16 protein-coding genes and 1 other RNA gene are annotated in these 24,655 nt (G+C 60.7%); 8 read left to right on the top strand and 9 right to left on the bottom strand.

The window, feature by feature from the left end; genetic code table 11:
• The first annotated feature begins 4 nt into the window (after positions 1-4).
• The gene (locus tag ABTV29_RS22485; RefSeq protein ID WP_433766852.1) at positions 5-2,404 is read left to right on the top strand and encodes a sensor domain-containing diguanylate cyclase; all 2,400 of its coding nucleotides are present in this window, start codon (positions 5-7) and stop codon (positions 2,402-2,404) included.
• Positions 2,405-2,530: 126 nt separating this feature from the next.
• On the opposite strand, the gene dacB is transcribed toward ABTV29_RS22485, so the two are convergent.
• Positions 2,531-3,991 carry a D-alanyl-D-alanine carboxypeptidase/D-alanyl-D-alanine endopeptidase gene (gene dacB / locus ABTV29_RS22480; protein WP_433766851.1) on the bottom strand — a complete coding sequence of 487 codons (1,461 nt, stop codon included), beginning with the start codon at positions 3,989-3,991 and terminating at the stop codon, positions 2,531-2,533.
• A gap of 41 nt (positions 3,992-4,032) precedes the next feature.
• On the opposite strand from dacB, the gene ABTV29_RS22475 reads away from it, so the two are divergent.
• Entirely contained in the window at positions 4,033-4,254 is a 222-nt protein-coding gene (locus ABTV29_RS22475; RefSeq protein ID WP_433766850.1) for a hypothetical protein, read from the top strand.
• A 3-nt stretch (positions 4,255-4,257) separates the two neighbouring features.
• Here the strand turns inward: ABTV29_RS22475 and ABTV29_RS22470 are convergent, their stop codons facing one another.
• From ABTV29_RS22470 to ABTV29_RS22455, 4 genes are all read right to left on the bottom strand, one after another.
• Positions 4,258-4,602: a YggL family protein gene (locus tag ABTV29_RS22470; protein ID WP_433766849.1), complete on the bottom strand. Its 345-nt coding sequence runs from the start codon at positions 4,600-4,602 to the stop codon at positions 4,258-4,260.
• 112 nt (positions 4,603-4,714) lie between these two features.
• On the bottom strand, positions 4,715-6,022 hold the full coding sequence (locus ABTV29_RS22465) for an amidohydrolase family protein (protein ID WP_433766848.1): 1,308 nt from the start codon (positions 6,020-6,022) through the stop codon (positions 4,715-4,717).
• Between the two features lie 34 nt (positions 6,023-6,056).
• Positions 6,057-7,337 (bottom strand): OprD family outer membrane porin, encoded by a 1,281-nt coding sequence (locus ABTV29_RS22460; RefSeq protein ID WP_433766847.1) that lies wholly within the window; start codon positions 7,335-7,337, stop codon positions 6,057-6,059.
• 248 nt (positions 7,338-7,585) lie between these two features.
• Positions 7,586-8,776 (bottom strand): benzoate/H(+) symporter BenE family transporter, encoded by a 1,191-nt coding sequence (locus ABTV29_RS22455; RefSeq protein ID WP_433766846.1) that lies wholly within the window; start codon positions 8,774-8,776, stop codon positions 7,586-7,588.
• A gap of 326 nt (positions 8,777-9,102) precedes the next feature.
• Here ABTV29_RS22455 and ABTV29_RS22450 point away from each other — a divergent pair, with 326 nt between their 5' ends.
• Positions 9,103-9,867: a GntR family transcriptional regulator gene (locus ABTV29_RS22450; protein ID WP_433766845.1), complete on the top strand. Its 765-nt coding sequence runs from the start codon at positions 9,103-9,105 to the stop codon at positions 9,865-9,867.
• 169 nt (positions 9,868-10,036) lie between these two features.
• Here ABTV29_RS22450 and guaD read toward each other — a convergent pair whose 3' ends face one another.
• The 4 genes from guaD to xdhA all read right to left on the bottom strand — a co-directional run bounded on the left by guaD (position 10,037) and on the right by xdhA (position 16,213).
• Positions 10,037-11,341 (bottom strand): guanine deaminase, encoded by a 1,305-nt coding sequence (gene guaD, locus ABTV29_RS22445; RefSeq protein ID WP_433766844.1) that lies wholly within the window; start codon positions 11,339-11,341, stop codon positions 10,037-10,039.
• 25 nt (positions 11,342-11,366) lie between these two features.
• Positions 11,367-12,224, bottom strand: a complete 858-nt coding sequence (xdhC, locus tag ABTV29_RS22440) for a xanthine dehydrogenase accessory protein XdhC (protein ID WP_433766843.1) — start codon at positions 12,222-12,224, stop codon at positions 11,367-11,369.
• A gap of 142 nt (positions 12,225-12,366) precedes the next feature.
• The gene (xdhB, locus tag ABTV29_RS22435) at positions 12,367-14,766 is read right to left on the bottom strand and encodes a xanthine dehydrogenase molybdopterin binding subunit (protein WP_433766842.1); all 2,400 of its coding nucleotides are present in this window, start codon (positions 14,764-14,766) and stop codon (positions 12,367-12,369) included.
• Positions 14,759-16,213 carry a xanthine dehydrogenase small subunit gene (gene xdhA, locus ABTV29_RS22430; protein WP_433766841.1) on the bottom strand — a complete coding sequence of 485 codons (1,455 nt, stop codon included), beginning with the start codon at positions 16,211-16,213 and terminating at the stop codon, positions 14,759-14,761. Before xdhA ends, xdhB begins: the two co-directional genes overlap by 8 nt.
• 265 nt (positions 16,214-16,478) lie before the next feature.
• Between xdhA and ABTV29_RS22425 the strand changes: the two genes are divergently transcribed.
• The 5 genes from ABTV29_RS22425 (at position 16,479) to ffs (ending at position 24,533) form a co-directional block, all read left to right on the top strand.
• The gene (locus tag ABTV29_RS22425; RefSeq protein WP_433766840.1) at positions 16,479-17,138 is read left to right on the top strand and encodes a GntR family transcriptional regulator; all 660 of its coding nucleotides are present in this window, start codon (positions 16,479-16,481) and stop codon (positions 17,136-17,138) included.
• Positions 17,139-17,140: 2 nt separating this feature from the next.
• On the top strand, positions 17,141-20,629 hold the full coding sequence (gene smc / locus ABTV29_RS22420; RefSeq protein WP_433766839.1) for a chromosome segregation protein SMC: 3,489 nt from the start codon (positions 17,141-17,143) through the stop codon (positions 20,627-20,629).
• A gap of 247 nt (positions 20,630-20,876) precedes the next feature.
• The gene (gene zipA / locus ABTV29_RS22415) at positions 20,877-21,728 is read left to right on the top strand and encodes a cell division protein ZipA (RefSeq protein ID WP_433766838.1); all 852 of its coding nucleotides are present in this window, start codon (positions 20,877-20,879) and stop codon (positions 21,726-21,728) included.
• Positions 21,729-21,879: 151 nt separating this feature from the next.
• Entirely contained in the window at positions 21,880-24,237 is a 2,358-nt protein-coding gene (gene ligA, locus ABTV29_RS22410) for an NAD-dependent DNA ligase LigA (RefSeq protein ID WP_433766837.1), read from the top strand.
• A gap of 199 nt (positions 24,238-24,436) precedes the next feature.
• Positions 24,437-24,533: signal recognition particle sRNA small type (gene ffs, locus ABTV29_RS22405), an RNA gene on the top strand.
• Positions 24,534-24,655: the final 122 nt, after the last annotated feature.

Raw genomic sequence — 24,655 nt, 5'->3', positions numbered from 1 at the left:
GTTTATGTCGTTGCACGCCGTGCGCCCAAAGATCCTGGGTTTTATCAGCGAAGATGTTTCGGCCTGGCTGGTCGCGCTGCTGGTATTGCTCGTCGGCGGCGTGCTCACCGGCTTTCTGGCGTGGTCGACGCTGGATCTGTTCAAGCATCAATTGCGCCAACGTTTTCAGCTGCTGGCCAGTGAACGTTACAGCCGCATTGAAGAGCGTTTCGAAGATCAGGAACAGCGCCTCGATGGCCTGCGGCGCTTCTTTGCCAATTCCGATTCGGTTTCCCGAGAGGAATTCAACGGCTATACCCAACCCCTTTTGCATCGGACCCAGGCCTATTCGTTCGCCGAACGGGTCAGTGGCGAGCAGCGGGCGGCGTTCGAACAACGCGCGCGGAGCGAGGGTTTGACGAACTTTACCCTGCGCGAACTCAACGCCGACGGCCAGTTGCAACCGGCCGCCCAACGGGATGAGTACGTGGCGGTGCTGTACAGCCAGACGCAAAGCAAACTGGGGGCGCCGTTGGGTTACGACTTGCTGGCGCAACCGTTGCGCCGTGCCACCCTCGAGCGTGCCGATCAGCATGGGCGCATGGCGGTGTCGCAGCCAATGTATCTGGTCAGTATCGAACCGGCTTATGCGCGGGGTGTGCTGCTGGTGGCGCCGGTCATGCTGCGTGATGATCCGAAGCCTGCAACCGGCAAACCGTTCGGTTATGTGATGGCGGTGATCAGCATGCGCCAGTTGCTGTCCGACGGCTTGCCGGAAGCGGGGCGCGATTATCTCTCGGTGCGCATCCTCGACCTGTCCGTCGAGGATGCGCACGAGGTGCTGTTTGAATCGCCCAACCCGCCCGCTGTCAGTGACTTGGCCGCCAGCCGCCTGTTGCGCCTGGCCGATCACGAATATCAGGTCGACATTTACCCCAGTGAAGCCTTTCTCCAGGCCAACCATTCGTCGGTGACCACCATGGTGGTGCTCGGTGGTTTGCTGAGTGTGCTGCTCAGTGCATTGCTCTACGTGCTGGTGAGCCAGCGTCAGCGAGCGCTGAAAATGGTCGAGCAGCGGACCGAGGAATTGCGCGCCCGCGAACAGGAGTTGCGCGGCACCCACGGTCAATTGCGCGGCGTGCTCAATGCCGCGACCCAGGTGGCGATCATCGCCACGGACCTGCGCGGCGTGATCAGTACCTTCAATGCCGGCGCCGAACAAATGCTCGGCTACACCGCCGCCGAAGTGGTGGGCCGCATGACCCTGGAAAACCTGCATCTGCCTCGGGAGCTCACGGCCCGTTCCGTGGAGTTGAGTGCGCGTTTCGGCAAGCCGGTGCCGACCTGCCAGGCGATGCTGGTCGAGTCCAGTGTCGAAGGCAGGCACGAGACGCGGGAATGGACGCTGGTGCGCAACGACGGCAGTCATTTGATGGTCAACATGCTGGCCACGCCTGTGCTCGACGAACAAGGCCTGTGGGTCGGGCATCTGGCCGTCTGCATCGACATCACCGAACGCAAGCGGGTGCACGAGGCACTGGCGGCGCGGGATGTATTGTTGAAGAAGCTCAGTGCCCATGTGCCTGGCGGGATTTACCAGTTCAAGATGGAGTTCGACGGGCGCTTCAGTGTGATCTACGCCAGCGACGGCATTCGCGAAATCTACGAGCTGGAGCCGGACGTGCTGCTGCTCAATGCCGAAGCGATCTTCACCCGCATTCATCCACAAGACACGACCCGGGTTCGCGCGTCGATCCGCGCTTCGGCGGACAACCTCAGCCCCTGGCGCGAAGAGTATCGCGTGCAGCTGCCCCAGCGCGGCCTGCGCTGGGTCCGTGGCGAGGCGACGCCGGAGGAACTCCCCGGCGGCGGGGTGCTGTGGCACGGCTACATCTCGGACATTTCCGATATGAAGCGGGTAGAAGAAGAATTGCGCGCGTTGTCGGTCACCGATTCCCTGACCGGTATCCATAACCGTCGTTATTTCCAGGAGCGCCTGACTACAGAGATGGCGCGGGTGGAGCGCGGCGGCGGCGAGTTGTCGGTGATCATGCTCGACATCGACCACTTCAAGCGGATCAACGACCAATATGGGCATGCCGTGGGCGATCGGGTATTGCAGGCCGTTTGCGAGCGCATCGGCAACCGGCTGCGGCGCACCGACGTGTTCTGCCGCCTGGGCGGCGAAGAGTTCATGGTGCTCTGCCCGGACATCAGCGGCGAACAGGCCCATACCCTGGCCCTGGAGTTGTGGCAAAGCCTGCGCAGTGCGCCAATCGATGTGGTCGGGGTGGTCACCGCCAGTTTCGGTATTGCCAGTTGGCGACTCGGCGAGGGCGCGGATGCGCTGCTGTTGCGGGCGGATTCGGGGGTCTATGCAGCGAAGCAGGCGGGCAGGGATCGGGTGCAGGGGGAGATGAACTGAGCCAGGTCTGAACACAATCACTGTGGGAGCGAGCCTGCTCGCGAAAGCGGTCTATCGGTCACATCGATGTTGAATGTGCTGCCGTCTTCGCGAGCAGGCTCGCTCCCACAGTTGATTGAGGCGTGCTTACAAAACCGAAGCCGTCTGCGGCAGCTTCGGCTGGCGATACAGGTCCAGCAGCACCTGATCGAGTACCGACGAAGCGCCGAACGGGGCCTTGTCGTTGAGGATCGCCACCACGGCCCAGGTATTGCCGTTGATATCGCGGCTGAAACCGGCGATGGCGCGCACGGTGTTCAGGGTACCGGTCTTGACGTGGGCTTCGCCGCGCATCGCGGTGGTCTTCAGGCGTTTGCGCATGGTGCCGTCGGTGCCGGCAATCGGCATCGAGCTGATGTACTCGGCGGCGTAAGGGCTGTGCCACGCGGCTTGCAGCATCGAAGCCATTTCCCGGGCGCTGACGCGTTCGGCACGGGACAGGCCGCTGCCGTTTTCCATGACCAGGTGCGGCGCGGTGATGCCTTTCTTCGCCAACCACTGACGAACCACACGCTGGGCGGCCTTGGCGTCGTCGGCGTCGGCGTCGGTGCGGAATTTCTGCCCCAGGCTCAGGAACAGCTGCTGGGCCATGGTGTTGTTACTGTACTTGTTGATATCGCGGATGATTTCCGCCAGGTCCGGGGAGAACGCCCGGGCCAGGACCTTGGCATCTTTCGGCGTTGGCGCCAGCACGTCCTTGCCCTGGATGCTGCCACCCAGCTCTTTCCAGATCGCACGTACGGCGCCGGCGGTGTAGGTCGCGTGATCGAGCAGCGACAGGTAAGTCTGCGAGCTGCAGCCGTCACCCAACTGGCCGCCAACGGTGACCGTCACGCTGCCATCGGCCTGAGGCACCGGGTTGTAGCGTACGCCACCGGTGCATTGCTTGGAGTTGAGCGCCTTGACCTGGTTGTCGATGCGGATGCTGGCGATGGGTGGCTCCACCGAGACCAGCACCCGGCCGCCATCATTGCGGGCAACGAAGCGCAGGGCCTTGAGGTTGACCAGCAGCGCATCAGGCTTGACCAGGAACGGCTTGTTCTCGTCGTTGCCGTCGTCGTTGAACTCGGGCAGTTGCGGCTGCACGAAGAAGTTTTTGTCCAGCACCAGATCGCCGGTGACCTGGGTCACGCCATTGGCGCGCAGGTCGCGCATCAACAGCCAGAGTTTTTCCATGTTCAGCTTCGGATCGCCGCCACCCTTGAGGTAGAGGTTGCCGTTGAGAATGCCGCCGCTCAGGGTGCCATCGGTATAGAACTCGGTTTTCCACTGGTGGTTCGGGCCGAGCATTTCCAGGGCCGCGTAGGTCGTGACCAGTTTCATGGTCGAGGCCGGGTTGACCGACACGTCGGCGTTGAAAACGGTGGCGGTGCCGGGTCCGGTGAGCGGAATCATCACCAGCGACAGGGCGTTGTCCTGCAACTTGCTGGCCTTGAGGGCTTTTTCAACGTTGGGCGACAGGGCGGTGTTGATCGGTTCAGCGTAAACGGGGAGGGCCAGGGGCAAAAGAAAGCTGGCCAGCAGCAAAGGACGCAACGATTTGATCATGAGAAATAAGGCCCTGCAGTCGAGGGGGAAAAGACGAGGGCATGAAAATGAAAGCCCTCAGCGGTCACAAAAGTGTCGGCATTATGCCCCAAGGTGTTACGGCTTGTGCCGTGCCTTGGCCTTCCAATCCGCTATTTTTTTTACCGGCGGTACTGAAATCAGGCGTAAATCGAGACAGTTTTTGTAACAAGAAGCGCGAAGAAGGGGGGATGTGGCAGGGGGGGAGAAACAAAAAGGGCCATCACAGTGGATGGCCCTTTTGAACATCAAGCTACCGGATTGATCGGCTTTTCCGGGTACCAGACGTCGATCAGCGGGCTGACGGTGACTTCGGTCAGTTCGCTGCGGCCCTTGAGCCAGGATTCAACGGCAGCACGCTGCTCTTCGGAGACCGAGCCGCGCTTTTGCAGGCAAACCAGACCGAAGTCGTCGCCGCCAACATAGCCCAGGCCGTTGGCTTCCATGGCTTCTTTCAGGAACGCGTCGAGGAATGCGTCGATTGCCTCGTCAGCCAGATCTTCCTTGAAGTCCAGGTTCAATTCGAAGCCCAATTCCTGGAACTCATCTACACAGAGCTTTTTGCGCAGACGCTGGGAGCGGTTAGTGGCCATGAAACAATCCTCTAGAGTATTAACGCGGCGCATCTTACCAGCTAAGCAACTTCCCTGCCGGTCGAGTTTTTCAATTAAAACCCCATACAGACCGCCGGTTTCATTGCGCCTTTCAAAGGCCGGGTAGCAGATCGGCTGGCACGATGCTTCCGCCCTTCATCACCACGGGCAATTTCTCCAGAACGGTAATGTCGGCAAGCGGATCGCCGTCGACGGCAATCATGTCGGCGAAGCGACCGGCGCTGACGGCGCCGACATCCTGTTGCCAGTCAAGCAGGTCGGCGGCGACCACGGTGGCGGACTGAATCGCCTGCATCGGCGTCATGCCGAACTTCACCATGTAGGTGAACTGCTTGGCATTGGTGCCGATGGGATACACGCCGGCGTCGGTGCCATAAGCGATTTTCACCCCGGCCTTGACTGCCTTGCGAAAGGCCTGGCGCTGCACGTCGGTGGTTTCGGCGTTCTTGCGCAGGTAACTCTCCGGCCAGTTTTCCTTGCGACCGACCTCATTAATGTAGTCGCCGTTGTAGATGTCCATCACCAGGTAAGTGCCGTTGTCCTTGGCCAGCTTGATGCCTTCGTCATCCAGCAGCGATGCATGCTCGACCGATTTGACGCCGGCGCGGATGGCCGCCTTGATCCCTTCTGCACCATGGGCGTGTACGGTGGCGTAGCTTTTGTGAACCTTGGCTTCCTGTACCACGGTGCGCAATTCTTCTTCGGTCATTTCCATCTGGCCAGGTTCCGTGCCCTCTGCCAGTACCGAACCGGTGCCCATCATCTTGATGGTGTCCACGCCGTGCTGGAACAGGTAGCGGGTCTTCAACTTGGCGTCGTTGGCATCGCGGTAGACGCCGACCCGCATATCCGCGGGGATCTCCACGCCGGGGGCAAATCCGGTCACCTCGCCACCACCGCCGGCGACGGTGATGTAGGCACCCACCACGTTCATGCGTGGCCCCAGCACCCGATTGGCATTGATTGCATCGCGCAGGGCGACATCGGTGAAGGCTCGATAGGTGCCCAGGTCATGCACGGTGGTGAAACCCGCGCGCAGGGTTTGATAGGCATGCTTGGCACCCATCAGCGCAACGTCTTGAGGGGAATGCAGGAGCGGTTCAGCGACGTTGTTGGTCATGTCCCAGTCGGAAATGTGCGTGTGCATATCGATCAGGCCCGGCAACACGGTCTTGGTCGACCAGTCGATCACTGTGCTATTGGCCGGCGGCGCGCTCCAGGGCTCAACGGCGACGATGCGGTCTCCATCGATCTTGATGCGCTGGTCGCTCAGCACCTTGCCTTTCTCGACATCCACCAAATGCCCGGCATGCACATACACCGTGCCTGCCTGTGCGGACAACGCCATCGAAGAGAGGGTGATAGCCAGCGCCACACACTTGATCTGGAAGTTCTTCATATGAAACCTCGGGTTTTTATTGTGTTGAGACAGATCAAAAAAGATCGAAGGGGTATTCGGTAATGATTCGAAGTTGCCGGACGCTGTCACCGCTGAATGAGTGATCGGCGTAGCGGATGCGCACGGAGAGGTTTTTCAGGGCGCCACTTTCCACGACTGTTTTCAGATCGATATCGCGTTCGATCTGTTTGTCCGCGTGGGCGAAATAGGCGTAGAGGCCATCGGGGTCAACTTTCTCGTTATCGATATCAAAGCCGTAGACATAACGAAGTCCTAGCGTTGTATGTAAATAACCCGTGCTGCCAAAGTCATAGGCATAACCCAGGCCTATCGATTGTTCGCCCGGGCCGTTGAAGTCGCCGTATTGCGAGGAGTTGGCCAGGTAGATGGAGTCCATGTAAGTACCGTCGGACGACATCAAATAGTCGAACGGTTGGCTGCCGTGCACTTTTTGAAAGGACAGGGTGTAAGTGTGCGGGCCACTGCCGTACGAGGTCGCCAGCGACCATGCGGTGACGTTGATCGAGCCGGCATTGGCCTGGCCGGTATCCAGCGAGCGATAGAGATTGAAGTCGAAACCCAGTGTCTGCTCTTGAGCCAGGGGAGCGGTGTAGTTTGCGTTCACGTAGTACTGGCGCCACAGATCTTCAGCCCGTGATGCATAGAAGCCGACGCTGCCTTGCTCGACCGGTTGCCAGGTCAAGCCGGCATAGTCCACGTCGCCGGCGTCGACCCCGGCATACCCAGCCTTGAACCCCTCGTCGTGGTTGGTGGTCGTGTAGCCTCGGGAGGAATAGAAGTGCCCGAGGTCGATACTGATTGTTTCGATGTCGTCGCTTAAGAGTTGAAAGCCTCTGGTGGTCATCGGCATCAATCTCAAGTCGGGCGTTGCGAATACCGGGTTATAAGGACGCAGGTCGCCAAACTTCAAAACGGTGTTCGACCATTTCGCTTTTACAGAGCCGTTGAATGTCGACGACTCCGTTCTTTCGCCGTCACCCTCGGCGGGAAACATTCCCGTGCCCACCGTGCCGCGTCCCCCGTCGAGCTTGTAGGCGGTATAGGCACTTGCATCGATACCGAAACCGATGACGCCCTGGGTGAACCCGGACTGATAGTCCATCAGGAAACCCTGTCCCCAGCCTATGGAGTCGGGATAGTGGGAGAGGGAGTTGCGGTTGAAGTACATATTGCGTGCAAGCACTTTGGCGCTTGCGCCTTCAATAAAACCTTCCGGTGTTTCTTCGGCTTGTACTTGCAGAGAGTTGGCAGAGATTGAAAAGACAAACAGTCCCAACAGTGGGCGATTTTTCATTGGAGGCCTTTGGGTTCTTATTGTTTTAAGGGAACGCCTGCAGGCCAAGAATGTGCCGGGGGTAGCGGGAATTACAGTGATGTCTGTGCATTAATTCGATGTGAGGAATGCATAAAAATTGTGGGAGCGAGCCTGCTCGCGAAAAACGACCGGACAACGCATTCATTCAGACAGCACGCGTTATCGTTGTCGTCCATCGCGAGCAGGCTCGCTCCCACAAAGAGTCGGACGTTTATTTTTTGAAAGCTTCAGCTCTTGCGCCAATTCAGGATAAGCAGGGTCAGCACGCCCGCCACAATCCCCCAGAACGCGGAACCGATGGAAAACAGCGTCAGCCCCGATGCCGTGACCATGAAGGTGATCAGTGCAGCTTCACGCTCCTTCGCTTCACTCATCGCAATGCTCAGGCCGTTGATGATGGAGCCGAACAACGCCAGTGCGGCAATCGACAGCACCAGTTCCTTGGGCAATGCGGCGAACAGCGCGGCCAGCGTCGCACCGAAGACCCCGGCAATACCGTAGAAAATCCCGCACCAGACCGCCGCCGTGTAGCGTTTGTTGAGGTCCTCGTGGGCATGGGGCCCGGTGCAGATCGCCGCGCTGATGGCGGCGAGGTTGATCCCGTGGGAGCCAAAGGGCGCCAGCAGCAGCGAGGCGATACCGGTGGTGGTGATCAGCGGCGAGGCCGGCACGTTATAGCCGTCGGCGCGCAGCACGGCGATGCCGGGCATGTTTTGCGAGGTCATCGCGACTACGAACAGCGGAATGCCGATGCTGATGGTGGCGGCGATGGAGAAGTGCGGTGTGGTCCAGACCGGTGTGGCCACTTCCAGGCGAAAGGCACTGAAATCCAGCAGGCCCATCAACCCGGCCAATGCGGTGCCGATCAACAGCGCGCCCAGTACCGCATAACGCGGCGACAAACGCTTGACCACCAGGTAGGTGAAAAACATGCCCAGCACCAGTGCGGTGCGATGTTGGGCGGCGACGAAAATTTCGCTGCCGATCTTGAACAGGATGCCGGCCAGCAACGCGGCCGCCAGTGAGGCGGGGATTTTCTTCACCAGGCGTTCGAAGCTGCCGGTCAGCCCGCAAAGGGTCACCAGCACCGCGCAAGTGATGTAGGCACCGATGGCTTCGCCGTAGCTGACGCCACCCAGGCTGGTGATCAGCAGCGCCGCGCCGGGGGTCGACCAGGCGATGGTGATCGGTGTGCGATAGCGCAGAGAGAGGCCGATCGAACACACGGCCATGCCGATGGAAATCGCCCAGATCCACGACGAAATCTGTCCGCTGGTCAGCCCCGCCGCCTGGCCGGCCTGGAACATCAGGACCAGGGAGCTTGTGTAGCCGGTCATCATCGCGATGAAACCGGCAACGATGGCCGATGGAGAGGTATCGGCCAATGGGCGCAGCTGCGTATGCGTGGCGTCGTTCATGACGGCAGTGATCCTTGTACCTGTAGGAGCGAGCTTGCTCGCGATGGTCGTCAACGATGACGCTGGCGGCCTGACGCCCCGCAGCGTCACGGTTTCTTTCGCGAGCAAGCTCGCTCCTACAATGAATGGGAAATTGCGAGTTCAAGCCTAAACTCAAACGTAAGGAATCATTGCAATACAGCCGAGGCGACAAACAGCCGTACAGTCGTTTTGACACTAACCATTGTGTACAATCGCAGTGTTTTTTACGCGATACTTGCCAGCGACCCACTGTGCCGTATTACAGTCACGGTCAATTCGCCGCAGTTCTCCCGACTCGAGTGCCCATGAACGAACAGTTGCAGCCCCTCAAGAAACAACCGCGAGCAGGCAAAGCCGGCCGCAGCGGTACCCAGGACGATATTGTCTACGCGCATATCTTCGAGGCCATCCTCGAACAGCGTCTGGCGCCCGGCACCAAGTTGAGCGAAGAAGCGCTGGGGGAGATTTTCGGGGTCAGTCGCACCATCATTCGCCGCGCGTTGTCGCGCCTGGCCCATGAAAGCGTGGTGCTGCTGCGGCCCAATCGCGGCGCCGTGGTTGCAAGCCCAAGCGTCGAAGAGGCGCGTCAGGTGTTCTTCGCACGCCGTCTGGTTGAACGTTCGATCACCGAGCTGGCAGTCCAGCACGCCACGGCGGAGCAGATCGCCGAGTTGCGCCAGATGGTCAACGACGAACGCGACAGCTTCTCCCGCGGCGATCGTGGCGCCGGCATCCGTCTGTCGGGCGAATTTCACCTGAAACTGGCCGAAGCGGCGAAAAACGCACCGTTGATCAGTTTCCAGCGCAGCCTGGTGTCCCAGACGTCGCTGATCATCGCCCAGTACGAAAGCGGCAACCGTTCCCACTGCTCCTATGACGAACACACCCAGCTGATCGACGCCATCGAAGCGCGCAATGCTGAGTTGGCGGTGGACTTGATGATGCATCACATGGATCACATCGACAGCAAACTCAACCTCGACGAAGAAAGTGCGTCGGATGATTTGCATGCGGTGTTCTCGCATTTGTTGCAGACCAAGAAGCCTGGGCGGTCGTCGGCGAAAATCTAACACCGCCCCTGTAGGAGCGAGCCTGCTCGCGATGAACTGGAAGACGCCGCGGGGTTTCAGATGCCCCGCGTAATCGTTAACGACCATCGCGAGCAGGCTCGCTCCTACAGGACATAAAAAATCCCCCGGAATCCGATGATTGCGGGGGATTTTTTTGGTCTGCGATTTCCTACCGCTGATGCACCAGATTCCCCGCCGCATAGGTCTGCTGCACCGTCCGGTCATCCCCCAGCGTCATCAGCACAAACAACGTCTCGGCAATGTTGTTCGCCTGCTTCAAGCGATAACCGAGCAGCGGCGTGGCGTTGTAGTCCAGCACCAGGAAGTCGGCGTCGGTGCCTGGTTGCAGGTTGCCGATCTTGTCTTCCAGGCGCAGCGCACGGGCGCCGCCGAGGGTGGCCAGGTACAGCGACTTGAACGGGCTCAGGCGCGCGCCTTGCAGCTGCATGACCTTGTACGCCTCGTTGAGGGTTTGCAGCAGCGAGAAGCTGGTGCCGCCACCAACGTCGGTGCCCAGGCCGACATTCAGTTTGTGCTTCTCGGCCATCGGCAGGTTGAACAAGCCACTGCCGAGGAAGAAGTTCGAGGTCGGGCAGAACGAGATCGCCGAGCCGGTTTCGGCCAGGCGCGCGCATTCGTCGTCGCACAGATGCACGCCATGGGCGAACACCGAGCGCTCACCCAGCAATTGGTAGTGATCGTAGACGTCCAGGTAGCCCTTGCGCTCCGGGAACAGTTCCTTGACCCACTCGATTTCCTTGAGGTTTTCGCTGATGTGGGTCTGCATGTACAGATCCGGGTATTCGGTCAGCAACTGGCCGGCCAGGGTGAGCTGTTCCGGGGTGCTGGTCGGGGCGAAGCGCGGGGTGACGGCGTAGTGCAGGCGGCCCTTGCCGTGCCAACGCTCGATCAGCGCCTTGCTTTCGAGGTAGCTCGATTCGGCGGTGTCGGTCAGGTAGTCGGGGGCGTTGCGGTCCATCATCACCTTGCCGGCGATCATGCGCAGGTCCAACTGCTCGGCGGCCTCGAAGAAGGAGTTCACCGATTGCGGGTGCACGCTGCCGAACACCAGCGCGGTGGTGGTGCCGTTGCGCAGCAGTTCCTTGATGAAAATGTCCGCGACTTCATCGGCATGGGCCTTGTCGGCGAACTGGCTTTCGCAGGGGAAGGTGTAGGTGTTGAGCCAGTCCAGCAGTTGCTCGCCATAGGCACCGACCATGCCGGTTTGCGGCAGGTGGATGTGGGTGTCGATGAAGCCCGGGGTGATCAGCGCGTCCTGATAGTGGGTGATCTCGATGTCCGCCGGCAGGGTCGGCAGCAATTCGCTGGCGTGGCCCAGGGCGCTGATTTTGCCGTTATCGACCACCAGCAAGCCGTCCTCGAAATACTCGTAGGAGGCTTCGATGCCCACTTCGGCGGGGTCGGCGAGGCTGTGCAGGATGGCGGCGCGATAGGCTTTGCGAGTCAGAGGCATGGTTGTTCTCTATTTATGAGGCTTATCAGTTCGAAGCTTTCAAATTCGTGGCCTGGCTGCGGCGTGAAACTGGCAGCAACTTGGCAATCGGTTCGGCGCTGGCGGTTTGCTGGCCGAAGTTGGCGTTGTAGGTGGCGATGATCTCGCCGGCGATGGAGATGGCGATTTCCACAGGCAACTTGCCTTTGACTTCGCCGATGCCCATCGGGCAGCGCATGCGTTGCACCACGCCGCTGTCGAAACCGCGGTCGCGCAGGCGGTGTTCGAACTTCACCCGCTTGGTCTTCGAACCGATCAGGCCGAAGTAGGCGAAGTCGTTGCGCTTGAGGATCGCGGCGGTGAGTTCGAGGTCGAGCTGGTGGTTGTGGGTCATGACGATGCAGTAGCTGCCGGCGGGCAGGTCATCGATTTCGTCCACCGGTTCTTCGCTGACGATCTTGCGTACGCCGTGGGGGATCTGTTCGGGGAACTCATCCTCGCGCGAGTCGATCCAGCGCACCCGGCAGGGCAGGCTGGCCAGCAGCGGTACCAGTGCACGGCCGACATGACCGGCGCCGAACACGGCGATCTGTGCCTGGACCTGGCCCATGGGTTCGAACAGCAAAACCGTCGCGCCACCGCAGCACTGGCCCAGGCTGGCGCCGAGGCTGAAGCGCTCCAGATGGGTGTCCTGCTTGCCGCTGGCGAGCATCTCGCGGGCGATCTGCATGGCTTTGTATTCCAGATGCCCGCCACCGATGGTGTCGAAGGTCTGGTGGGCGCTGATGACCATCTTCGAACCGGCATTGCGCGGCGTCGAGCCGAGCTCTTCGATGATGGTCACCAGGACGCAGGGTTCACCCCGGTTTTGCAGGTCGGCGAGGGCGTCGATCCAGTTGTACATGTCTCACCTCAACATCGCTGTTGTCTGTTCGGGCCTCATCGCTGGCAAGCCAGCTCCCACAGTGTTTTGTGGTGTCCACAGAATTTGGATTCAACTCAGATCCTGTGGGAGCTGGCTTGCCAGCGATGGGCGCGTCTCGGTCTTAGAGCGGAGCCAACTCGGTTTCGGTTTCAACGGCTTTCACCGCTTTCAACCGGCGCATCTGCTCACAGCCCCACAACACCCGCTCCGGGGTCGCCGGCGCGTCGATCTTCGGTTGATGCCGGTAATCGCCCAGGCTGGCCACGGCATCCTTGATCGCGCACCACGCGGCGATGCCGAGCATGAACGGCGGCTCGCCCACGGCCTTGGAATGGAACACCGTGTCTTCGGGGTTCTTGCGGTTTTCCACCAGCTTCACCCGCAGGTCCAGCGGCATGTCCGCCACGGCCGGGATCTTGTAGCTGGCCGGGCCGTTGGTCATCAGCTTGCCCTTGTTGTTCCACACCAGTTCTTCCATGGTCAGCCAGCCCATGCCCTGGATGAAACCGCCCTCGACCTGGCCGATGTCGATGGCCGGGTTCAGCGAGGCGCCGACGTCGTGGAGGATGTCGGTGCGCAGCATCTTGTATTCGCCGGTCAGGGTGTCGACCAGCACTTCGCAGCACGCCGCGCCGAAGGCGAAGTAGTAGAACGGACGACCACGGGCCTGGTTGCGGTCGTAGTAGATTTTCGGGGTCTTGTAGAAGCCGGTGCTCGATAGCGAGACCTGGGCGAAATAGGCCTGCTGGATCAGGGCTTCGAAGGTCAGGATGTGATCGCGCACGCGGACGTGGCCGTTGTGGAACACCACATCTTCTTCACTGACCTTGTATTGCCGCGCGGCGAATTCCACCAGGCGTTTCTTGATGGTTTCGGCGGCGTTCTGGGCGGCCTTGCCGTTCAGGTCGGCGCCACTGGACGCTGCGGTCGGCGAGGTGTTCGGCACCTTGTCGGTGTTGGTCGCGGTGATCTGCACGCGGTCCATTTCCACCTGGAACACTTCGGCCACCACCTGCGCAACCTTGGTGTTCAGGCCCTGGCCCATTTCGGTGCCGCCGTGGTTCAAATGGATGCTGCCATCGGTGTAGACGTGCACCAGCGCGCCGGCCTGGTTGAGGAAGCTGGCAGTGAAGGAAATACCGAATTTCACCGGGGTCAGCGCCAGGCCTTTTTTCAGGATCGGGCTGTTGGCGTTGTAGCGACGGATCGCTTCGCGGCGCTCGGCGTACTGGCTGCTTTCTTCAAGCTCCGCGGTCATTTCCTCGAGCATGTTGTGCTCGACGGTCTGGTAGTAGTGGGTGACGTTGCGCTCGGTCTTGCCGTAGTAGTTGGCCTTGCGCACAGCCAGCGGGTCGAGCCCCAGATGCCGGGCGATGGCATCCATCACTTCTTCGATGGCGACCATGCCTTGCGGGCCGCCGAAGCCACGGTAGGCGGTGTTCGAGGCGGTGTTGGTCTTGCAGCGGTGACCGTTGATGGTCGCATCGCCCAGGTAATAGGAGTTGTCCGAGTGGAACATCGCCCGGTCGACGATCGAGTTCGACAGGTCCGGCGAGCAGCCGCAGTTGCCCGCCAGTTCCAGCTGGATGCCGTGCAGGCGCCCGCTGTCGTCAAAGCCCACGTCATATTCGACATAGAAGGGATGGCGCTTGCCGGTCATCAGCATGTCTTCGACCCGTGGCAGACGCATCTTGGTCGGCTGGCCGGTCAGGTGCGCGATCACCGCGCACAGGCAGGCCGGGCTCGCCGCCTGGGTTTCCTTGCCACCGAAACCGCCGCCCATGCGACGCATGTCGACGACGATCTTGTTCATCGACACGTCCAGCACTTCGGCCACCAGCTTCTGCACTTCGGTGGGGTTTTGCGTGGAGCAGTAAACGATCATGCCGCCGTCTTCAGTAGGCATTACCGAAGAGATCTGGGTTTCCAGATAAAAGTGCTCCTGGCCGCCAATGTGCAAGGTGCCCTGGATGCGATTTTTCGCGGTCGCCAGCGCACCTGTCGAATCACCGCGTTCATGGGTATGGCTGTCCAGTACGAAATGCTTTTTGCGAAAGGCCTCGACCACGTCCAGCACCGGTTCCAGGTCTTCGTATTCGATCACGGCGGCCATGGCGGCCTTGCGTGCGGTCTCCAGGTCACGGGCGGCCACGGCCAGCACCACCTGACCGACGAACTGCACCGTGTCGATGGCCAGCAAGGGGTCACCGGGCATCAGCGGGCCGATGTCTTTCAGGCCCGGCACGTCTTCGTGGGTAATGGCGATGCGCACACCTTCGAAGGCGTAGCAAGGCGAGGTGTCGATGCTGAGGACTTTCGCGTGGGCGCGGTCCGACAGCCGTGCGTACACGTGCAGCTGATTGGGGAATTCCAGGCGGTCGTCGATGTACTGCGCTTCACCGGACACATGCTTGGCGGCGCTGTCGTGCTTGACGCTGCGGCCGACACCGGTGGTCAGGTCCTTGGCGAACAGTTCAGCCAGTTCGGCCTGGGTCTTCTCTACGGCGTGATGATTAGACATAAGCGGTCACCCGGGTCTCGATGTGCGGTGTTTGCAGTTCGATGAAGTATTTGCGCAGCAGGTTCTGCGCGCTGAGCAGGCGATATTCCTTGCTGGCGCGGAAGTCCGAGAGCGGTGTGAAGTCTTCGGCCAGAGCGGCGCAGGCGCGTTCCAGGGTGGCGCTGTTGAAGGGCGCACCGATCAACGCGGTTTCGCAACTGTTGGCACGTTTCGGGATGGCCGCCATGCCGCCGAACGCCACGCGGGCATCGGCGATCACGCCGTTTTCCAGGCGGATATTGAAGGCCGCGCAAACCGCCGAGATGTCATCGTCCAGGCGCTTGGAGACCTTGTAGGCGCGGAACAGCTGCTCGCCGCTGGCGCGCGGCACGATGATCTTCTCGATGAACTCGCTTTCCTGACGCGCGGTGACGCGGTAGTCGATGAAGTAATCCTCAAGAGCCATGGTGCGGCGGGTTTCTCCCTTGCACAGCACGATCTGGGCGCCCAATGCGATCAGCAGGGGAGGCGAGTCACCGATCGGCGAGGCGTTGCCGATGTTGCCGCCCAGGGTGCCCTGGTTGCGGATCTGCAGGGAGGCGAAGCGTTGCAGCAGTTCGCCGAAGTCCGGGTATTCGGCCTTCAGGGCGTCGTAGCAATCGGAGAGGGCGGTCGCGGCGCCGATTTCCAGGCGGTCGTCGAAGCGTTCGATCTTTTTCATCTCGGCGACGTTGCCGACGTAGATCATCACCGGCAGGGTGCGGTGGAACTGCGTCACTTCCAGTGCCAGGTCGGTGCCGCCGGCCAGCAGGCGGGCCTGTGGATAAGCATCGTAGAGATCCGCCAGATCGGCGACGGTCAGTGGCACCAGGCAGCGCTTATCGCCGCTGTTGAGTTCGCCGATGTCAGTCGGTGCGATGGCTTTGAGGCGGGCGATGGTTTCGGCTTCACGGGCGTCGAACTGGTCTGGCTGCTTGCCACAGCAGGATTGCTCGGCCGCTTCCAGGATCGGCCGGTAGCCGGTGCAGCGGCAGAGGTTGCCGGCCAGGGCTTCGTGGGCCTTGTGATGATCCGGCTGATCGCTGTTCTTTTGCAGGGCAAACAGCGACATCACGAAACCGGGGGTGCAGAAACCGCACTGCGAGCCGTGGCACTCGACCATGGCTTTCTGCACGCTGTGCAGTTCGCCTTTGTGCTTGAGGTCTTCAACGCTGATCAGTTGTTTGCCGTGCAGCGACGAAACGAACGTCAGGCAGGAATTGAGGCTGCGATAGCGCATGTGTTCGCGGCCGGTGTCATCCGTCTGCAACTCGCCGACCACCACGGTGCACGCGCCACAGTCACCGCTGGCGCAGCCTTCTTTGGTGCCGGGTTTGCCCACATGGTCGCGCAGATAGTTGAGCACGGTCAGGTTCGGGTCCAGGGCGTGCTCGCTACGGAGTTCCTGGTTGAGTAAAAACTGGATCACGGATGGCCTCGCAGACTCATTATTGTTGTTAACCGATGTGACCGAATTTAGCAGGTCTGACTTTTCGGTCAATGTTTTTCTGACTTAAAGGTCAGGAAAGTGCATTTCGTCGATCAACCCCTCGTTCCTACAGTATTGACCCTCGCGGGATAGGCTGCTTTTTGCTTGAATCGTGCCAAATTCCGCCGGTTGGGCACTCCGCCATGACGTATCAATTGCGCTACACTGCGCCGCTTGTGCAGATCGAAGAGTTTGAAGGACAACCATGACGTTCAAGGCGCCGGACAGCCTCGCCGAGCAAATCGCTCACCACCTCGCCGAACGCATCATTCGCGGTGAAATGAAGCCGGGGGAGCGTATTCAGGAACTGAAGGTCACGCAGGCGCTCGACGTCAGCCGTGGTTCTGTCCGCGAGGCATTGCTGATTCTCGAACGTCGCCACCTGATCGCGATCCTGCCGCGCCGTGGCGCCCACGTGACTGAACTGACCGCGCACAAGGTCAAGAGCCTGTGCACGCTGATGAGCGAGATGTACATCCTGCTGGCCAACGCCGTGGCCACCGGCTGGAAAGTCCAGGCTGACCTTGCGCCATTCGTGCAAATTCAGCAGCGCCTGACCGCCAGCTACGAGCGTCAGGACATTCACACCTTCGTCGACGACAGTTTCAACGTGATGCGCGCCACGTATCCGTTCGCCGACAATCCCTATCTGCAGGAAACCGTAGAAAACCTGCAGCCGGCCATGAGCCGTGCCTACTTCCTGGCCCTGGACCAGCGCAAAGCCTCGATGAGCGAGTACCTGGAGCTGTTCGAACGCCTGCTGGCCGCCGTCATCGCCCGTGACTTTCCACAGATTCGCGAAGTGCTGACGGCCTACGGCCAGCGCAGTTGCGATCTGGTGATCTCCGCCCTGACGGACGCCTGAGCGTGCGGCTCAAGTGCATCAAGCTGGCGGGGTTCAAATCCTTCGTCGATCCGACCACGGTGAACTTCCCCAGTAACATGGCGGCGGTGGTCGGGCCCAATGGTTGCGGCAAGTCGAACATCATCGACGCCGTGCGTTGGGTAATGGGCGAAAGCTCGGCCAAGAACCTGCGCGGCGAGTCGATGACGGACGTCATCTTCAACGGCTCCACCAGCCGCAAGCCGGTGAGCCAGGCGAGCATCGAGCTGGTGTTCGATAACTCCGACGGCACGCTGATCGGCGAGTACGCCGCCTACGCGGAGATCTCGATTCGCCGCAAAGTGACCCGCGACAGCCAGAACAGTTACTTCCTCAACGGCGCCAAATGCCGTCGTCGTGACATCACCGACATTTTCCTCGGCACCGGCCTGGGCCCGCGCAGCTATTCGATCATCGAGCAGGGGATGATCTCCAAGCTGATCGAGGCCAAGCCGGAAGACCTGCGCAATTTCATCGAGGAAGCGGCGGGGATCTCCAAATACAAGGAGCGCCGGCGCGAGACCGAAAACCGCATCCGCCGCACCCACGAAAACCTCGCCCGCCTGACCGACCTGCGTGAGGAGCTCGAACGCCAGCTCGAACGCTTGCACCGCCAGGCCGAGGCAGCCAAGAAGTATCAGGAATACAAAGGCGAGGAACGTCAGCTCAAGGCGCAACTGTCGGCCCTGCGCTGGCAGGATCTGAATGACCAGGTCGGCCAGCGCGAGGCGATCATTGGCACCCAGGAAATCAGTTTCGAAGCCCTGGTGGCCGAGCAGCGCAACGCCGATGCCAGCATCGAACGCCTGCGCGACGGGCACCATGATCTCTCCGAGCGCTTCAATCTGGTGCAGGGACGCTTCTATTCGGTCGGTGGCGATATCGCCCGGGTCGAGCAGAGCATCCAGCATGGCCAGCAACGCCTGAGACAGCTGCAGGACGATTTGAAGGAAGCCGAGCGCGCGCGCCTGGAAACCGAATCGCACCTGGGCCATGACCGCACCTTGCTGCTGACCCTCGGTGAAGAGCTGGACATGCTCACCCCCGAGCAGGAAGTCACCAGCGCCGCCGCCGAAGAGGCCGCTGCTGCGCTGGAAGAATCCGAAACCACCATGCACGGCTGGCAGGAACAGTGGGATGCGTTCAACCAGACCGCCGCCGAACCGCGGCGTCAGGCCGAAGTTCAGCAGTCGCGCATCCAGCAGCTGGAAACCAGCCTGGAGCGTCTGGCCGACCGCCAGAAGCGACTCGGCGAAGAGCGCGACCTGCTTGCGGCGAACCCGGAAGACGCGGCGATCATGGAACTCAGCGAGCAGCTCGCTGAATCCGAGGCGACCCTTGAGGATTTGCAGACCAGTGAAGAAGCCCAGGTCGAAAAGCTTGAGCAACTGCGCCAGCAATTGCAGCAGGCGCTGACTGCGCAGCAGCAGGCCCAGGGTGATCTGCAACGACTCAATGGTCGCCTCGCTTCGCTGGAAGCCTTGCAACAAGCCGCGCTCGACCCCGGCACCGGCACCGCCGAATGGCTGCGCGAGCAACATCTGGCGGACCGCCCGCGCCTGGCCGAAGGCCTGAAAGTCGAGGCGGGTTGGGAGCTGGCGGTGGAAACCGTGCTCGGCGCCGACCTGCAAGCGGTGCTGGTGGACGATTTCAACGATTTCGATTTGTCCGGTTTCACCCAGGGCGATCTGCGTTTGCTCAGCCCTTCCAGCGATGGCGTTCGCATGCCGGGCAGCTTGCTGGACAAGGTTGAGGCGCAGATTGATCTTTCGCCGTGGCTGGGTCAGGTCAAACCGGTAGAAAGCCTTGAGCAGGCTCTGGCACTGCGCGGTCAGTTGGCCGCCGGGCAAAGCCTGATCAGCCGCGATGGCTACTGGGTTGGCCGGCATTTCCTGCGGGTGCGCCGGGCCAGCGAGGCGGAAAGCGGCGTATTGGCCCGTGGCCAGGAAATCCAGCAGCTGAGCCTTGAGCGCGAAGAGCGCGAGGTTGCCGTCGAAACCCTGGAAACCCAGCTGCAGAACCTTCGGGCGCAACAGCGTCAGCAGGAAAATGGTCGTGAGCACCTGCGCCGACTGCTGCAGGACGAAGCCCGTCAGCAAGGTGAATTGAAAGCCCAGTTGTCGGCCGGCAAAGCCAAGGCCGAGCAATTGACCTTGCGCCGCACTCGCCTCGATGAAGAGATTGCCGAGTTGGGCGAACAACGCGAACTGGAGCACGAACAGATCGGCGAGGCGCGCATTCACTTGCAGGAAGCTTTGGACAGCATGGCGCTGGACACCGAGCAGCGCGAATTGCTGCTGGCCCAGCGCGACAGCTTGCGCGAGCGTCTGGATCGGGTGCGCCAGGAAGCGCGCCAGCACAAGGATCACGCCCATCAACTGGCGGTGCGTTTGGGTTCGCTCAAGGCGCAGCATGATTCGACCCGCCAGGCGCTGGAACGCCTGGAAATGCAGTCCGAGCGCCTGACCGAAAAGCGCGAGCAGTTGAGTCTGAATCTGGAGGAGGGCGAGGCACCGCTGGAGGAGCTGCGCCTGAAACTCGAAGAGTTGCTCGACAAGCGCATGACGGTCGACGAAGAACTCAAGACCGCACAGATCGCCATGGAGGACGCCGACCGCGAACTGCGCGACGCCGAGAAACGCCGCAGTCAGGCCGAGCAGCAATCCCAGCTGATCCGCAGCCAGCTGGAACAGCAGCGCATGGACTGGCAAGCCCTGACCGTACGGCGCAAGGCCTTGCAGGATCAATTGCTCGAAGACGGCTATGACCTTCATGGCGTGCTCGCCACGCTGACCGCCGAGGCGAGTGAAAAAGCCGCCGAGGAAGAACTCGAACGCATCGCCGCGCGTATTGCGCGCCTCGGTGCGATCAACCTCGCGGCCATCGACGAATACCAGCAACAATCCGAGCGTAAACGTTATCTGGATGCCCAGGACGCCGATCTGGTGGAAGCGCTCGAGACCCTGGAGAACGTGATTCGCAAGATCGACAAGGAAACGCGCAACCGCTTCAAGGATACCTTTGATCAGATCAATGGCGGTTTACAGGCGCTTTTTCCAAAAGTTTTCGGTGGTGGCAGCGCGTATTTGGAACTGACGGGCGAAGATCTACTCGATACAGGGGTGACGATCATGGCGCGGCCGCCAGGAAAGAAGAACAGCACCATCCATTTGCTCTCCGGTGGCGAAAAGGCCCTGACTGCACTGGCCCTGGTTTTTGCGATCTTCAAGTTGAATCCGGCGCCGTTCTGCATGCTCGACGAGGTTGACGCGCCACTGGATGACGCTAACGTGGGACGCTACGCACGACTGGTCAAGGAGATGTCGCAGACGGTGCAGTTCATCTATATCACCCACAACAAGATCGCCATGGAAATGGCCGATCAACTGATGGGGGTGACGATGCACGAGCCGGGCTGTTCGCGTCTGGTGGCGGTGGATGTCGAGGAGGCGATGGCAATGGTGGATGCCTGACGAACCTCTGTAAGAGAGGGACTACAGGTTGTTTGGTTGTCCGGACTTGCTGGCCAATCGACATATTCGCAGTAGCCACAGTGACAGACGGTGTAAAGTTGCCTTTGGTCGTGCTAGTTTAATGTCAATTTTTCGTATACGTGGGCAAAACGCCTGTCAGAACATAGAGTTGGCGCCACGTTTTAAAGCGGTTTGCAGATTGTAAACCCCTTATTTTTCAGCATTTTTTATAGAGGCACGGGATTACATGGAAATCGGTCTGCGCGAGTGGCTGATCGTCATCGGCATCATTGTCATTGCCGGTATTCTTTTCGATGGCTGGCGCCGTATGCGCGGCGGCAAGGGAAAACTCAAATTCCGTCTTGACCGGAGCCTGTCCAACCTGCCGGACGAGGACACCAGCGCCGAGCTGTTGGGCCCGTCCCGCGTACTGGACAACCATAAGGAACCGCAACTGGACGAGCATGATCTGCCGTCGGTGAGCATGCCGGCCCGCGAACCCCGTGAGTCGGGTTCCAAGCGCGGCAAGCGTGGCAGCGAGCCGGCCCAGGGCGATATGAACCTGAGCCTGGATCTGGATGGCGGCCCGAGCTTCAGCAGCCGCGACGACGATTTTGTTGAAGACACCAAGACCCAGGCATCGGCCAGCGACAAGGAACAGCCACAGGCTGAAGAAGTGCTGGTGATCAGCGTGATCTGCCGCGACGCTGCCGGCTTCAAGGGCCCGGCGCTGTTGCAGAACATTCTGGAAAGCGGCCTGCGTTTTGGCGAGATGGACATCTTCCACCGTCACGAAAGCATGGCGGGTAACGGCGAAGTCCTGTTCTCGATGGCCAACGCGGTCAAGCCTGGCGTATTCGACCTGGACGATATCGACCACTTCAGCACACCGGCGGTGAGCTTCTTCCTCGGTCTGCCAGGTCCGCGTCATCCGAAACAGGCTTTCGACGTGATGGTGGCTGCGGCACGCAAGCTGTCCCAGGAGCTGAACGGCGAACTGAAAGACGATCAGCGCAGCGTACTGACCGCCCAGACCATCGAACACTACCGTCAGCGCATCGTCGAATTCGAGCGTCGCGCCCTGACCCAGAAACGATAAAAGCAACAGATCGCAGCCTCGTTTCACTCGACAGCTCCTACAGTAAATCGCAATACCTGTAGGAGCTGTCGAGTGAAACGAGGCTGCGATCTCTTGATCTTGATGAGATTGAGCAGCCTCGGCTGCTCTTTTGCTTTATGAGAGAACACCCATGACTGCCGCCAAAGACCGCATTCAAGAGCTGCGTGCCGAGCTGGATCTGCACAACTACCGCTATCACGTGCTGGACGAGCCGAGCATTCCGGACGCCGAGTACGATCGGTTGTTCAAGGAACTCAAGGCCCTCGAAGCCGAGCATCCGGACCTGATCACCAGCGACTCACCGACCCAGCGAGTGGGCAGCGCGGCGTTGTCGGCATTCACCCAGGTCCGCCACGAAGTGCCGATGCTCAGCCTCGGCAACGCCTTCGAAGAAACCGACATGCGCGAGTTCGATCGCCGGGTCACCGAGGGTCTGGATCTGCCGGCTGGCGATCTGTTCGGTGGCGGTGCGGCGGTGCAATACAGCTGCGAACCCAAGCTCGATGGCCTGGCAGTCAGCCTGCTGTATCAGGATGGCTTGCTGGTGCGCGGGGCGACGCGCGGCGACGGCACCACCGGCGAGGACATCAGCGTCAACGTACGCACGGTGCGCAACATCCCGCTCAAGTTGCACGGCACCGGCTGGCCGGCGACCCTGGAAGTACGTGGCGAAGTGTTCATGTCCAAGGCCGGGTTCGAGCGGCTCAACGCCACGCAACTGGAAGTCGGCGGCAAGACGTTCGCCAACCCGCGCAACGCCGCGGCGGGCAGCTTGCGGCAACTGGATTCGAAGATCACCGCCAACCGGCCATTGGAGTTCTGCTGCTACGGCATCGGCCAGGTGTCCGCGGACATCTCCGATACGCACATCGGCAATCTGCAACAGCTCAAGGCGTGGGGCATGCCGATCAGCCACGAGCTGAAACTGGCGAACGGTATTGACGAGTGCCTGGATTACTACCGCGATATCGGTGAGCGTCGCAACGCGCTGCCCTATGAAATCGACGGTGTGGTGTTCAAGGTCAACAGCATCGCCTCGCAGCGCGAATTGGGTTTCCGCGCCCGTGAGCCGCGCTGGGCCATTGCCCATAAGTTTCCGGCCATGGAAGAGCTCACCGAACTGCTCGATGTGGAATTCCAGGTCGGGCGCACCGGTGCGGTCACGCCGGTGGCGCGTCTCAAGCCGGTCAAGGTCGCGGGTGTCACCGTGGCCAATGCCACCTTGCACAACATGGATGAAGTGGCGCGCCTGGGCCTGATGATCGGCGACACGGTGATCATTCGCCGCGCGGGCGACGTGATTCCACAAGTGGTGCAAGTGGTCGCCGAGCGTCGTCCTGACGATGCCCGGCCAGTGCAGATTCCCGAGCAATGCCCGGTGTGCGGCTCCCATGTCGAGCGCACGCAATTGATCAAGCGCAGCAAAGGGCGCGAGACGGTCAGCGAGGGTGCGGTGTATCGCTGCGTCGGCCGACTGGCCTGCGGTGCGCAGCTCAAGCAGGCGATCATTCACTTCGTTTCCCGTCGGGCGATGGATATCGAAGGCCTGGGCGAGAAGAGTGTCGAGCAATTGGTGGATGAAGGCCTGGTGAGTTCGCCGGCCGACCTGTATGCCCTGACGTTCGAGCAGATAGTGGATCTGGAAGGCTTTGCCGAGCTTTCGAGTCGCAACCTGCTTGGCGCCATCGAAGACAGCAAGAAACCGGGGCTGGCGCGCTTCATCTATGCCCTCGGGATTCCCGATGTCGGCGAGGAAACGGCCAAGGTGCTGGCGCGTTCCCTGGGTTCGCTGGAACGGGTGCAGAAGGCCTTGCCGCAAGTGCTGACCTACCTGCCGGATGTCGGGTTGGAGGTCGCTCACGAGATCCACAGTTTCTTTGAGGATGCACACAACCAGCAGGTGATCGCCGATCTGCTCCGGCATGGCATGCAGATTCAGGATCAGGGCGAGCTGGGCGCCGAGTTTGCCGCCAGTACCACGCTGGGTGGATTGCTCGACAAACTGCACATCCCTTCGGTCGGGCCGGGCGGCGCGCAGAAACTCGCCGACAAGTTCGGCTCGCTGCAAGCGGTGATCGAAGCTGACTGGCTGGACATGCGCCAGGCGTTGCCGGAGAAGCAGGCCAATTCGGTACGCGAGTTTTTCGCTATCGAGGAAAACCGCATTCAGGCGATCGAGGCCGAGAAGCAATTGGCTGATTTCGGCATGCACTGGCACAGCGAAAAGAAAGCCGTCGAAGGCTTGCCGCTCACCGGCCAGACCTGGGTGCTGACCGGCTCCCTCGAGTTGATGAGCCGCGACGCGGCCAAGGACAAGCTCGAAAGCCTTGGCGCCAAGGTGGCCGGTTCCGTGTCCGCCAAGACCCATTGTGTGGTCGCGGGGCCGGGGGCTGGCTCCAAGTTGACCAAGGCCAATGAGCTGGGCTTGAAGGTGCTGGATGAAGAGGCGTTCGTCGCGTTCCTGAAGGAGCACGGCATCACGGTTTGACCACTAAAGGATCGGGGCCTGCTCAAGCTTCTGCAGAAGAATGCGTTCTGTGTCGGAGCTGGCGCAGGCTGCGATCCTTTCAGCGATCCATGTCCTTGAAGCAGTTCATTTTTTTTAATCCGCACGAACGGTTGTAACTTCGTCTCAGATAGGTACAATGGCGCGGCTCGCCGACAGGTGAGCGTCGTTATGGTGACCCCATCGGTCCCCCCGCAACGATTACCCGTGAACCTGGTCAGAGCCGGAAGGCAGCAGCCACAGCGGGAACATTGTGTGCCGGGGTGTGGCTGGTGGGGTCGCCACCTTAACGCTCCGCGAATCCTCTCTCGCGTTATTTTCCTGAAGACTTCAATTTTGCTGCCATGGACCTTTCCATCGCGGTGTTTTGCCGTTTGTGATCGAAACATCGATTCAGCGT

Origin of the sequence: Pseudomonas putida (genome assembly GCF_050989985.1) — a bacterium.
Classification (GTDB): Bacteria; Pseudomonadota; Gammaproteobacteria; order Pseudomonadales; family Pseudomonadaceae; genus Aquipseudomonas; species Aquipseudomonas putida_AI.
Note: the sequence above shows the minus strand (reverse complement) of the source record. Positions and strands in the feature narration are given on the sequence as shown.